The 13,642-nt window shown below is 39.1% G+C and carries 9 protein-coding genes and 2 riboswitches; all 9 genes read left to right on the top strand.

What is annotated here, in order from left to right; all coding sequences use genetic code 11:
- The first annotated feature begins 299 nt into the window (after nucleotides 1-299).
- Entirely contained in the window at nucleotides 300-1,649 is a 1,350-nt protein-coding gene (locus ACFQIC_RS15505; protein WP_204710088.1) for an aspartate aminotransferase family protein, read from the top strand.
- Between the two features lie 4 nt (nucleotides 1,650-1,653).
- A complete protein-coding gene (locus tag ACFQIC_RS15500) occupies nucleotides 1,654-3,177 on the top strand; it encodes a pyridoxal phosphate-dependent decarboxylase family protein (protein ID WP_204710087.1) in 1,524 nt (507 codons plus the stop codon).
- Complete coding sequence (locus ACFQIC_RS15495) at nucleotides 3,174-4,961, top strand: IucA/IucC family protein (protein WP_204710085.1); 1,788 nt, start codon at nucleotides 3,174-3,176, stop codon at nucleotides 4,959-4,961. Before ACFQIC_RS15500 ends, ACFQIC_RS15495 begins: the two co-directional genes overlap by 4 nt.
- Nucleotides 4,962-5,002: 41 nt before the next feature.
- On the top strand, nucleotides 5,003-5,530 hold the full coding sequence (locus ACFQIC_RS15490; protein WP_390217381.1) for a GNAT family N-acetyltransferase: 528 nt from the start codon (nucleotides 5,003-5,005) through the stop codon (nucleotides 5,528-5,530).
- Nucleotides 5,527-6,897, top strand: coding sequence for a lysine N(6)-hydroxylase/L-ornithine N(5)-oxygenase family protein (locus ACFQIC_RS15485; protein ID WP_204710081.1), 1,371 nt, complete (start codon nucleotides 5,527-5,529; stop codon nucleotides 6,895-6,897). The genes ACFQIC_RS15490 and ACFQIC_RS15485 overlap by 4 nt, the downstream gene beginning before the upstream one ends.
- Before the next feature lie 30 nt (nucleotides 6,898-6,927).
- Nucleotides 6,928-8,748: an IucA/IucC family protein gene (locus ACFQIC_RS15480; protein WP_204710079.1), complete on the top strand. Its 1,821-nt coding sequence runs from the start codon at nucleotides 6,928-6,930 to the stop codon at nucleotides 8,746-8,748.
- Between the two features lie 452 nt (nucleotides 8,749-9,200).
- Nucleotides 9,201-9,315: riboswitch (TPP riboswitch) on the top strand.
- Nucleotides 9,316-9,456: 141 nt separating this feature from the next.
- On the top strand, nucleotides 9,457-11,241 hold the full coding sequence (gene thiC, locus ACFQIC_RS15475; RefSeq protein WP_204710077.1) for a phosphomethylpyrimidine synthase ThiC: 1,785 nt from the start codon (nucleotides 9,457-9,459) through the stop codon (nucleotides 11,239-11,241).
- A 21-nt stretch (nucleotides 11,242-11,262) separates the two neighbouring features.
- Nucleotides 11,263-11,430: a serine protease gene (locus ACFQIC_RS15470; protein ID WP_204710075.1), complete on the top strand. Its 168-nt coding sequence runs from the start codon at nucleotides 11,263-11,265 to the stop codon at nucleotides 11,428-11,430.
- 456 nt (nucleotides 11,431-11,886) lie between these two features.
- Nucleotides 11,887-11,990, top strand: a riboswitch (purine riboswitch).
- Nucleotides 11,991-12,227: 237 nt separating this feature from the next.
- Entirely contained in the window at nucleotides 12,228-13,427 is a 1,200-nt protein-coding gene (locus ACFQIC_RS15465; protein WP_204710074.1) for a phosphoglycerate dehydrogenase, read from the top strand.
- Nucleotides 13,428-13,642 lie beyond the last annotated feature (215 nt).

The raw sequence follows: 13,642 nt of genomic DNA, 5'->3' as shown, positions 1-13,642 counted from the left end.
ATCTAGTAAATGTACTTGAAAATAGCTCGATTTACCCCATCGAGGCCTTTATGCTTATTTTTAAACTAGATCCTGACCATCTATACATGATTTGAAAGATCATCCTGCTACCTTTAAAACCTTTTTATATCAATGTTTTTATCGTAAAAGAACGATGTTTTTCTCACTCAAACTGAACAATTACAATATGCATTCACATTGATAATGGTTATCAATTACTATTGACGATGATAATCATTTTCAATTAGTATGACGTTGCAAGAGAAAAACCTAATATCTACAAAAGGGAGAGGAAATTAATGACAGTTCAAACACAACATTCAAATAAAGAATTACTTAATCAACAAGAACAACGGGAGTCGAATGCGAGATCTTATCCAAGAAGGATTCCTTTAGCGATAGGGGAAGCTGAGGGCATATATGTGACCGACATGGATGGGAAAAAGTATTTGGACTGTTTAGCAGGAGCGGGTACGTTAGCTTTAGGTCATAATCATTCAGTGGTTATTGAAGCGATGGAGAAAGTTATCAGAGATAAAAGGCCATTACATACATTAGACATTACAACACCAATAAAAGAAGAGTTTGTTAATGAATTGTTCTCTTGCTTACCAGAAGAGTTTTGTGAACGAGCCAAAATTCAATTTTGTGGTCCTACAGGTGGAGATGCAATCGAAGCCGCACTGAAATTAGTCAAAACGGCTACAGGGAGGCAAAGTATCCTAACGTTTCAGGGTGGATATCATGGCTCTACCCATGGAACGATGTCCATTAGTGGAAACTTAAGTCCAAAGAAAAAAGTTCAAGGGTTAATGCCAGATACACATTTCTTACCTTATCCCTATACGTACCGCTGCCCATTTGGAAAAGGTGGAGAAGAAGGCCATCGACTGAGCAGTACTTATATTGAAAATTTACTCGATGATCCTGAAAGTGGAGTTCTCCCTCCCGCAGCGATGATCCTAGAGACGGTACAAGGAGAAGGGGGATCTATTCCAGCTCCAATTGAATGGTTGCAGGAAATAAGACGAATTACCAAAGAGCGTGGGATTCCATTGATCATTGATGAGGTACAAACTGGAATTGGTCGGACAGGTAAGATGTTTTCCTTCGAGCACGCGGGAATTGTTCCCGATGTGTTTGTTCTTTCAAAAGCAATTGGTGGTAGTCTTCCACTCTCTGTTGTCATTTACGATCAAGAGTTAGATTGTTGGGAACATGGGGCTCATATTGGAACCTTTAGAGGGAATCAAATGGCCATGGCAGCAGGGACAGCATCGCTAAACTATATTAAAAAAAATGAATTAGATCGCCATGCTGAAGAAATGGGAAATCTGCTCCTTCAATCATTGCAACAGCAGCAAAGTGACTTTCCTGAATTTGGGGATGTGCGAGGCAGAGGGTTAATGATTGGTGTTGAAATTGTAGATCCGACACATGCTCCATCCTCGTCTGGAAGTTTACCTGCAAATCCTGAACTTGCCAGTCACATTCAGCATGAATGTTTTAAGCGCGGCTTGATTTTGGAAGTAGGCGGAAGACATGGCTCAATCGTTCGATTCCTTCCACCACTAATTATAACGGAAGAACAAGTGAAGGAAGTGGTAAGTATTTTCAAAGACGCCGTATCTGCTTCCCTGAAGGAGTGATGGAATGATTACCCTAGAAAATTCACGTACGAATGTGGACGCGTATGAATCCTTTTTTCTCCATCAAGGGGAAGAGGGGATCCATGCTTTTAGGAAACAAGTAGAGCTGGTAAGTCAGAAGTTACAGGAAGTTATTACAGAAGCAGATAATCCGTTTATTGGAAAAAGTCCGGAAGACATTAAGAGTGAGATCCAGCCCATGATGGAATTTACCAAAGAGACTCAATCATTAAAGGAAGTCCTTGATTCTATGGAGGATCCTATTTTAAAAAATAGTCTTCACATTTCCCATGAAAAAAGCATCGCCCACTTACACTGCCCGCCTCTGCTTCCTGGGATTGTAGCAGAGTTGGTTATCGGGACACTGAATCAATCGATGGATTCATGGGACCAAAGCACTGCGGCTACTTATGTGGAAGAAGAGATGGTGAAGAAGATAGCAGAAAAAGCTCATTTACCTGAAACAGCGGACGGTGTCTTTACTAGTGGAGGGACACAGTCTAATTACATGGGTCTCTTACTAGCACGAGATTCTTTCTGCCATACCTATTGGGATCAACGTGTACAGCAGGATGGGTTACCAGAAGGATTTGGTCGCTTGAGGATTATCTGTTCAGAAGAAGCCCATTTTACTGTGAAAAAATCTGCCGCCCACCTTGGTTTAGGAGAACAGGCCGTAGTGACTATTAAAACAGATGCACATCATCGTATGAAAGTGGACGATGTTAAACAAACGCTGGCACAAATGGAAACAGACAACTTGTTACCATTCGCAATCGTTGCAACGTGTGGGACGACGGATTTTGGCAGTATTGATCCTCTACCTGAACTCGCTGAAGTATCTGAGGAACATAACATATGGTTTCATGTAGATGCAGCTTTTGGGGGAGGGCTTCTTTTCAGTCATTCCCATTGTAAAAAAGTTAATGGACTTCAATTGGCCGACTCCATCACCATCGATTTCCACAAGCTATTATATCAACCAATCAGCTGCGGCTTGTTTCTAGTTAAAGATCAAAATAATTTTCATTACCTTTCTCATCATGCGGATTATTTGAATCCAGTTCGAGATGAAGAAGATGGCATTGTGAACCTTGTCAATAAGTCGGTCCAAACGACAAGAAGATTTGATGCATTGAAGTTTTTTCTTACGATAAAAACGTTAGGAACCAACTTATTGGGGAGTATGATCGATGATACCTTAGAGCTGGCCAAAGAGACCGCTAATTATTTAAAAGGACTTGAAAGCTTTTCCATTCAAAATGTAGATCCTGAATTGAACACGGTTATCTTTCGATTTCAACCTAAAGCATCTATTTCTATCGATGGAAATGACTTGAATCGGTCGATCCAGCAACAGTTGCTTCACGAAGGGAAAGCGGTAGTCGCCAAAACTTCTTTCAATGGAGACACTTATCTAAAATTCACTTTATTAAACCCAAGAACAACGTTTAGTGATATGAAAGAAGTCATCCATGATATAGAAGGGATAGGGAATCAATTAGTAAACGGGGGTGTCAAGTGTTGATGAATTCCAAAGTAATAGCCGAAAACGCAACGATGCAAAGCTTTTTAAATTGCTATTTGCGAGAGGTAGGCAAGTATGAAGAAGAGTATGCGTATAAGCGTGATTCTTTTATGTCACGTTTATCCAGTGAAGTGGAGAAAGTAATCAGCATCAAGTTGAACAGGCAGCAAATCAAATTGATTATTCCTGTTAGGTATTGGTCGCTGACGGATCGCCATTTATTTCAATTCCCTCTTTATTATCAGATAGGAGACGATGAAGATGTAAAGAACATAGACTATGTTACGTTAGTCACTCTCTTAGTCAAGGAGTGGTTACTAGAAAAGGGGAACGAGCAGGCGGAAGATGAGCTGATCTTAAGAGTGATCCTGAGCTGCCAAAAGATAAAAACTTATATTGACTATCGTATGAAGGATGCCGAGGCTCTTAACAATGAAGACTTTGAATATATCGATGCTGAACAATCCTTAATATTCGGTCATTTGCTTCATCCAACACCAAAAAGTAAACAAGGGTTGACGGACCAAGAAGATCAAAAATATTCCCCAGAACATCAAGGGGAATTTCAGCTTCATTATTTTAGTGCAAAAACAGCATCGGTTGTACAAGATTCTAGTCTCCAAAAATCAGCCTCCGATATTATATATGAAGATTTATATGAAGCGGGAGATGTTGGTCAAGAGTGGCTGGATACTTTCATTGCTAAAAAACGTATTTTGATTCCTGTACACCCACTCCAGGTTCCGTACCTATTAGATAAATCAGAGATTCAAGCGCTTTTGGCAAAAAGAGAATTAGAGTATATAGGACCGCTTGGGAAGTCGTTTACACCGACATCATCGTTTAGGACGGTTTATTGCCGGGAGTCCAAGTATATGTATAAATTCTCAGTGCCGATAAAAATTACGAACTCTCTGCGTATCAACCAACGAAAAGAACTAGCGCGAGGGGTGGAAGTTTCAAGGTTGCTTGGTACAGAACTTGGAGGGAAGTTGAAGGAGGCTTTTCCTAACTTCCATATAGTAAACGATCCTGCTTATCTTAATTTGAATATAGATGAAGAAGTATCAGGATTTGAAATGGTCATACGTGAGAATCCTTTTTATAAACAGGCCGAGAATACGAGTGTGATCGCTGCCTTAGGTCAAGACCATGCATATGGAGGTAGACCTAGAATTTACTCGATTATTAAAGGGATCGCTCAAAGAGAAGGACGTCCAGTTGATGAAGTAAGTTTAGACTGGTTCAATCAATATCTGTCTCTGACTGTGGACCCTATGTTATGGCTATTTAAGACCTATGGAATGGCACTAGAGGCACACCAGCAAAATTCTGTTGTTAGGATGAAAAATGGTTATCCAGACACATTCTATTATCGGGATAATCAAGGATTCTACTTCTGTAAATCCAAATCTGATCAACTCAAGAGGTTACTTCCTAGTTTAAATCAAGAAAGTGACACGATTTGTGATGATGAAGTGGCAGAGGAGCGTTTGCGCTATTATTTTATCTTTAATCATTTGTTTGGTTTGATTAACAGCTTTGGTACTAGTGGCCTGATTCAAGAAGAGAAACTTTTGAATGTACTAAGAGAGCGTTTAGTTGGGCATCACCAAAATTCCAACCAATCTATGAGACTCTTAAATAGTTTGTTAGAAGAGCCAGTCCTACCATGTAAAGCGAACTTACTGACACGTTTTCATGATATGGATGAACTTGTTGGACCGATGGAGTCCCAATCTGTTTATACAAACGTGAATAACCCTTTGGCTAGAGAGGTGTAAATGAACCTATGTCTTATGAATTCGAATGCTATGACCACGATATTAAGAAAACGATAGCTTTTCGGCAAGTGACTTATGAAGATCATGAACTCCTTCATAAATGGATGAATGAAGAGCATGTCCACCCTTTCTGGAATTTGAACCTGCCGCTTCATAAGTTTCAAGAGCATTTAAAAGAGGCCTTGGCGGATCAACACCATACGCTTTACTTAGGTTACTTAGACGGTCAGGTAATGAGCTATTGGGAGGCGTACTGGGTGAAGGGGGACGTTATAGAACACACGTATTCGTCCTCCGCTTATGATCAAGGAGTGCATTTACTTTTAGGGGAAAAAGCGTTTCTTGGAAAAGGATACTCGTTCCCTTTATTGCGAGCTATGATCCGCTTTCAATTCCAAATTGCAAATACGACAAAAATTATCGCTGAACCAGATATTCGAAATGAAAAAATGATTCATGTCTTTAAAAAGTGCGGTTTTGTCCCTTTAAAACCTATCTCCCTTCCAGAAAAAACGGGACTGTTAATGTTTTGTGAACGAAATGAATTTGAAAAGAGGTGGTTTAGATGATCGGCTCTACGAACCACTCCAACCCAATTTATGATGTGATCGGAATAGGGATTGGTCCATTCAATTTAGGATTGGCTGCTTTACTAGACTCTGTATCTGAAGTTCAGTCCCTATTCTTAGAAAAAGAAAGGGAATTCAATTGGCACCCGGACATGCTTATAGAAGGAACAACCCTACAAGTTCCTTTCTTAGCTGACCTTGTAAGCATGGTTGATGTGAAAAGTTCCTACAGTTTTCTTAACTATCTTCAAGAACATAATCGACTGTACCACTTTTATTTTTTTGAGAAATTCCATATTCCTCGTAGAGAATATAACCACTATTGTCGGTGGGTGAGTGAACAGTTGAAACCATGTCGGTTCGGTATGAATGTTCAAAAGGTAAATCCGATCGAACAGCAATCAGGGCAAATTGTTTATGAAGTCACAGCATGGAATGAACAGACAGAAGCGTTGGAGCAATATGTAACAAAACATATTGTCATGGGAATTGGTTCTATACCTTCTGTACCAGAACATGTGAAAGATCATTTAGGTGCATCGGTATTTCACACGGCTGATTATTTATCGAATAAAGAGACTTGTCGGGAAGCGGATTCTATTGCAGTCATAGGCTCAGGTCAGAGTGCAGCGGAAGTTTTTCTCGATATAGCAAAGAACCAGCAAGATCAAGATGTTTCCTTACAGTGGTACACACGATCGAAAGGGTTTTTCCCCATGGAATACTCGAAATTGGGTCTTGAATATTTTTCACCCGAATATATCGATTTTTTTTACGAACTACCCCAGATCAAAAAGGATAAGCTCCTCAAAGAGCAAGATTTACTTTACAAGGGGATCAGCTCAGACACAATTGCCGAAATTTATGATTATTTATATGAAAGTTCCATTGGAAACGAATATCCTGATATCCATTTGCAGGCTATGACAGAAATTATCAGTCTTGAAAAGAAGGAGGATAATCTAAGGCTTGTAGGTTACCATCATGTGAACGAGGAATATTTTGAAGTAGAAGTTGATCTTATCATCTTGGGAACTGGTTATAAACCTAAACTCCCTGAATTTCTAGATGATATGAAAGAGTGGATAGACATAGATGATCACGGTCGGTATAAAGTGAAAAAAGGATATGGATTAGAGACCTGTTTAAGTACAGATCACGAGATTTTCGTGCAAAATGGAGAACTTCATACCCATGGAGTGGGTGCACCTGATCTTGGGCTTGGGGCTCATCGAAACGCGGTGATTATTAATCAGATTGCAGGTAGAGAAGTGTATACGCTCTATTCTGAACATGTATTTCAAACGTTTGGCATTCACAGGAAAACGGAGAAAACTCTCTCTAATTCATTTTCCGAAATGGACTGATTAGATAAAAGTAAAGAAAGCGGGGATTTAATGTTGTTTACTAAAGATATAAAGAATGTACTTAATCATGAAAATTGGATAAAGGTTAATCAAAAATTGTTAGCAAAAATGCTTTCCGAATATATGTATGAGGACATGATTAAGCCTACATTACGATCCAAGACTGATAATCAAGGTGAGTATGAACTAGAGGTTTCGGAGGACAAAAAGTATTGCTTTTTAGCCGAGGAACGTTTCTTTGATAGCTTCGATGTAAAATGGCGGTCCATTGAAATCATGGAATGTGGAGAGAGAAAAAATGCGGATAGTGTGATTGAGTTATTGGTTGATATTAAGCCACTGATTGGGATGTCGGCTGAAACGACGGGTCATCTTATCAAAGAAATGAACGCAACTTTAATTGCTGACGTTCATCTGCTTGAAAAAGACTCAAACAATTCAGATGATCTTGTGAACACAGATTATACCCTATTAGAAGGCTTTATGAAGGGGCACCCGTGGATTACGTATAACAAAGGAAGAATAGGTTTTGGTTATGATGATTATCTTTCTTATGCTCCTGAGCAACAAAAAGAAATACGATTATCCTGGATAGCCGTCCACCAAAATAAAGCATCCTTTCAATCTGTGTCCGATTTAAACTATCAAGATTTATTAGCAAAAGAATTAAGCGAACAAGAGAGGGGGCGTTTTTATGAGGAAATTAAAGGAAATGGTAAGGATCCTTCCGATTATTTCTTTTTACCCGTTCATGAATGGCAATGGAAAAATATTTTAATTCAGAACTTTCCTGAAGAAATAGCTAAGAAACAATTGATTCCTTTAGGGGATGGGGAAGATCTGTACCTTCCTCAACAATCGATTCGAACTTTCGTAAATCAAAGTTCCAAGAAGAAACATCATGTGAAACTTCCGATGAGCATTTTAAATACCCTCGTTTATCGAGGTTTACCTTCAGAACGTACGTTGATCACACCTAAGGTTACTGAATTGATTAAAGGTATGTGTGAGAATGATTCCTTTCTTAAAGAAGAGTGCCGGGTGATTTTGCCGGGTGAAAATGCCAGTATCAACGTCGATCAACGTTTTTATAGTGGAATAGAGAATACCCCCTATCAATACCTCGAAATGCTCGGTGCAATTTGGAGAGAGAGCATTTATACGTATCTTGAAGAAGGGGAGCAGGCAATTACCTTAGCAGCTCTACTACACGAAGATCATCAAGACCATCCATTCGTGATGAGTTTAATAGAAGCATCTGATATTGAAGCAGAGGAATGGATGAGGCAATTTTTCAAAGTCGTTATGGATCCACTTCTTCATTATCTTTACCAATATGGGACTGTTTTCTCCCCACACGGGCAAAACACGATTCTTGTCTTAAAAGATGCCAAGCCGCATCGGTTAGCGATCAAGGACTTTGTGGATGATGTCAATGTTACGGATCAAGACTTTCCAGAACTAAAAGGGGTTACAAGTGAACTTAAACATGTCCTAAGAACGGAACCACCTGAAGGATTGACTCAATTTATTTTTACTGGCCTATTCATTTGTCACTTGAGGTACCTCAGTAATTTATTAGTAAATCATAAACTGGTAGATGAAGAAACTTTTTGGAGCTTACTGGCTCAATCAATTACTGATTATCAAAATCGCTTCCCGCATTTATATGAACGTTTCAAGTTGTTTGACTTCTTCCAACCTAAACTGACGAAGCTATGCTTGAATCGGAATCGGATGGTCGACTATGGGTATTCTGAGGGAAATGATCGGCCGCATGCATCAGAGTTTGGAAAGGTAAGTAACGATTTAGCTCGATTTATCCATTCATCCATAACACCAAGTCGTTAGCTTATTCTCTATAAAATGGATAGTTGGTATTAAGCAATCGAGCAGGATTTTTGAAAGAGTTTAAGAAAGGAAGTTCCGTTTATAGAAAGAGGAATGGGGATCAGGGGAAATGGTTCGCTTTCCGTAGGTGTACGGCGAGTATCCCTGTTTCCCCTTGCTCATTCCAGACCGAAGAGAACGGAACCGGACTAAACGTATTTCGTTATATTCTCCAGCCCAACCGAAACAAAATACCGTAAACTCCTTTCAAGGTTATCAGACCAGTCTTTTCAGGATAAGGTCGTCAAAGTAAGATTCCTATCATTATTTTTAAGATTATAGAGGAATGCAATCAGTAATGATAAGGGTCTAAATATATATTTTGTTCTAGGAATAAATGAGTTAAAAGAACGATTCTCAGGTTAGGTATTGGAATTTTTAAAAAACTCATATATACTATAGTCAAATTGAATAGAAATAACTAGGGGAGCCCAATAAGCTGGGCTGAGAAGGAAACGCGTTAAAGTTTCTTGACTCTTTGGACCTGATCTGGATCATGCCAGCGTAGGGAAGTTAGAACAATCATCAACGTAACACAACTTCTATATACATATTAGCCGGGTTCCACCATTTATTATGGACCCGGCTTTTTTATGTGCTTCGATAAGCTTTCCTGCTTCGTGTGTTCTTTATCTTGTCCTTCATATTTAAAAAAAGGAGAGATTTAGGATGTCACCATCTTCATTAAACAAAGAAAACATTTCAATTATGTCTAATTTTTCAGGAAGTCAAAAAGTATATGTGCCAGGTTCAAGAACCGACATAAAAGTACCCATGCGCGAAATCAATTTAAGTCCAACGACAGGTACTTTTGGAGAAGAGGAAAATCCTCCTTTACGGGTTTATGACACAAGTGGACCTTATACAGATCCAAACTATTCTGTTGATATTACAAAAGGACTTCCAACCCCTCGCAGTGTATGGATTCAGGAACGTGGCGATGTTGAAGAATATGAAAAACGAGAAATCCGTCCTGAAGATAATGGGTATAAGGACGAAAACGATCCTCGGGTAAACGATAAAGTGTTCCCTGAATTAAACCGGAAACCATGGCGTGCTAAAGAGGGAAGAAATGTCTCTCAACTCCATTACGCTAAACAGGGTATGGTCACTCCTGAAATGGAATTTATTGCACTAAGGGAACATATGGATCCGGAATTTGTCCGAGATGAAGTGGCAAAAGGCCGTGCGATTATTCCGTCTAATATTAACCATCCAGAGATTGAACCAATGATTATAGGGCGTAATTTCCATGTCAAAATTAACGCGAATATTGGAAATTCGGCTGTTTCATCCTCTATTGAAGAGGAAGTCGAAAAAATGACTTGGGCTACACGTTGGGGAGCTGATAATATCATGGACTTATCAACGGGGAAAGACATTCACACAACTCGAGAATGGATCGTTCGAAATTCATCCGTTCCGGTTGGCACAGTCCCCATTTATCAAGCATTAGAAAAAGTGAATGGCGTTGCCGAGGATCTTACGTGGGAGGTCTACCGTGATACGTTGATCGAACAAGCAGAGCAGGGAGTTGATTACTTCACAATCCATGCAGGTGTTCTTTTACGATATGTCCCACTAACAGCAGAGCGATTAACGGGTATCGTTTCTCGTGGGGGATCGATCATGGCACAGTGGTGTTTGTATCACCACCAAGAAAGTTTTTTGTATACTCACTTTGAGGAAATCTGTGAGATTATGAAAACCTATGACATTACCTTCTCCTTAGGGGATGGATTACGTCCTGGTTCCATTGCAGATGCCAATGATGAAGCCCAGTTTGCGGAGTTAGAAACGCTTGGAGAGTTAACAAAAATCGCTTGGGAGCATGATGTTCAGGTCATGGTTGAAGGACCCGGCCATGTGCCCATGCATCTTATTAAAGAAAACATGGACAAACAATTAGAAGAGTGCGAAGAAGCTCCTTTTTATACACTTGGACCTCTTACAACAGATGTGGCTCCTGGTTATGATCACATTACTTCTGCAATTGGCGCAGCTATGATTGGCTGGTATGGAACAGCTATGCTTTGTTATGTAACTCCAAAAGAACATTTAGGTTTACCCAATAGGGATGATGTTCGTGAAGGAGTGATTACTTATAAAATCGCAGCCCATGCCGCTGATTTAGCAAAGGGACATCCTGGAGCCCAAAAAAGGGACGATGCCTTGTCGAAAGCACGGTTTGAATTTCGTTGGAGAGATCAATTTAACTTATCTTTGGATCCAGAACGTGCTACGGAGTATCATGATGAAACGTTACCTGCTGAAGGGGCAAAAACGGCGCATTTTTGTTCCATGTGCGGACCAAAATTCTGTAGTATGAGAATTTCCCAAGATATTCGTAACTACGCAAAAGAGAATGAACTTTTTACAAAAGAAGCTATTGAAAAAGGGATGAAGGATAAAGCAGAGGAATTTAAGAAATCAGGGGGTAATATTTATCAGTAAATTCCGTAGGAGGGGCTACGAGTGAAGGTTCAAAATATTGAAGAAGAAATAAATCAAACGAAAAATCATCTTGCTTTTTTGGAGAATCGTTTAAAAGAGATACAAAAGAATTGTGATCATGATTTTAAAAGGAATCACAACTTTGAAAGATGTTTGAAATGTAATAAGGCAGAAGCATTATATTACTAATAAATAAAGCTGGTTCATTCTTGGGCCAGCTTGTATAATCGAAAAATTATAGGATTCAGTTCAAACCAAAGAAAGAAGATGCTGCATTGGTTCAACAAGTCTTTACTTCCATCGATGCCCATTTACATGACGTGGAATTGTTTCATGTGGAATCGCGGGAATGAATTCAAAAATAATGCGATCGAAGATTTACTGGGAACGTAAGATTTTGTATTTATACTACTAAATGTATTGGCAGCAAGACTAATTACGCACTGCACCTGATACCAAGAAACATCCTGCTCATGTAATACATAACGAAGATAATGCTATATTTAATGAGCCACTCATTAGTTCGCTGAATTTTTAGGTACTGTTCTTTTACCCTCTCAAAAAGCGAACATTAATAATTAATTTTTGTATAAAGTTCGTTTTTTCGTTGATTATCTATGATGTGTCTGCTATATTATCATAGTAATAACATTAAATATCATTACTCGTATATCCTCGGTAATATGGTCTGAGTGTCTCTACCTGGTTCCCATTGAAAGAACTAGACTACGAGTTAAAGTATTTGGCTGTTCGGCTTTTTTTATTGCAGCTAATTTTATGATTTAGCATTAGCTTCACTTTTGCTTAATTATTTATGCTTTGACTTCTGTAGGTCTAGAAGGTAGAAATCATTCTACATTTCTAGACCTTTTCCTTTTGACCAAAACTGCGAGTATATCAAACCAACAAAAGAAGGGTGGAATCGAAGGGGAAGTTTGTCATTATAAAAGCATGAAGAGCCACTATAAGTAGAAGGGGGAAGTAAAATGACCACACTAACGTTAAACAAAACGAACACAATAAAGACGTTAAATAATATTGCTGAATGCGGTCTGAATGTATTCGATAAGGAAAGTTTTACAATAGATAATAATAGTGAGGAACCTGACGCCATTATTGTACGAAGTAATAACATGCATGAGATGGAGCTCGACAAAAATATTAAAGCAATTGCAAGGGCAGGTGCGGGTGTTAATAATATCCCAGTTGAAGATTGTAACGAACGTGGAATTGTTGTTTTTAATACACCTGGTGCCAATGCTAATGCCGTGAAAGAACTTGTACTAACATCATTAATGGCTTTATCCCGTAACCTATTTTCTGGTGTGACTTGGGCGAAGACGTTGGAAGGAGAAGGAGAACAAATTCCGAATCTTGTAGAGACTGGTAAGAAACAGTTTATCGGAAAAGAGATTAAAGGAAAAACCTTAGGCGTAATCGGTTTAGGCTCAGTCGGTTCCCTAGTAGCAAACGATGCGCTAGATTTGGACATGGATGTTATCGGTTTTGACCCGTTCATTTCTGTGGATACAGCGTGGAATTTGTCACGCAAGGTACAACGCGCTATGACGATCGAAGAGATGTTTGCCCATGCTGATTACATTACCGTACACGTTCCGCTAACAGATGAGAATAATGGCATGTTCAACAAAGAAGCATTTAACATGATGAAACCGGGTGTTCATATTCTAAACTTCTCTAGGGGAGGACTGGTTAACGAGGGTGATATGGCTGCTGCCCTTGAAAGTGGAAAGGTAGGGAAGTATGTTACCGATTTTCCAAATGAAAACGTGTTAAAAATGACAAATGCTATTCCCCTCCCTCATCTTGGAGCTTCCACGAAAGAATCGGAAGAAAACTGTGCTGTGATGGCTGCTCGCCAGGTGCAGGATTTTCTGGAAACAGGGAACATCAAAAATTCAGTGAATTTCCCAAATGCTTCTCTTCCGTATACAGGGAAGCGCCGTGTGACTGCTTACCACTATAACGTTCCAAATATGGTCGGACAAATCACATCCGCTTTATCAAACTATAGCTTGAATATCGCTGACATGGTTAACAGAAGCCGAGGAGATTCTGCTTATACAATGATTGATATTGACAATAAAGTAGACGATAGAATTATTCCTGACTTAGAAGAGAATATTAACCAGATTGAAGGTATCGTTACTGTTCGCATTATTTAAAATAAAATCATTAACTAGGGGCAAGTATTCGAGTCAGAGTGCTTGCCTATTTTTTATGGTTGTAAAATTTTTCTGATCAAGGAAAAGTGTCATGTTTACTACGTATAAAAGAAAATCGTTAAAATCTGGGTTCACCAGACACCACTTCATCTTGTGGTAATTAATATACAGTGTAATTATAGGGCGTTTATTTTTTTACCTTCTTCTACTATATC

Source organism: Halobacillus seohaensis (genome assembly GCF_042663045.1).
Taxonomy (GTDB): domain Bacteria; phylum Bacillota; class Bacilli; order Bacillales; family Halobacillaceae; genus Halobacillus_A; species Halobacillus_A seohaensis.
Note: the sequence above shows the minus strand (reverse complement) of the source record. Positions and strands in the feature narration are given on the sequence as shown.

Bases quoted from the DNA above. Each gene is read 5' to 3' on its own strand.
- ACFQIC_RS15500 (WP_204710087.1), top strand. From the start codon at position 1,654: ATGATTACCCTAGAAAATTCACGTACGAATGTGGACGCGTATGAATCC.
- ACFQIC_RS15485 (WP_204710081.1), top strand. From the start codon at position 5,527: ATGATCGGCTCTACGAACCACTCCAACCCAATTTATGATGTGATCGGA.
- ACFQIC_RS15480 (WP_204710079.1), top strand. From the start codon at position 6,928: ATGTTGTTTACTAAAGATATAAAGAATGTACTTAATCATGAAAATTGG.
- ACFQIC_RS15505 (WP_204710088.1), top strand. From the start codon at position 300: ATGACAGTTCAAACACAACATTCAAATAAAGAATTACTTAATCAACAA.
- thiC (WP_204710077.1), top strand. From the start codon at position 9,457: ATGTCACCATCTTCATTAAACAAAGAAAACATTTCAATTATGTCTAAT.
- ACFQIC_RS15465 (WP_204710074.1), top strand. From the start codon at position 12,228: ATGACCACACTAACGTTAAACAAAACGAACACAATAAAGACGTTAAAT.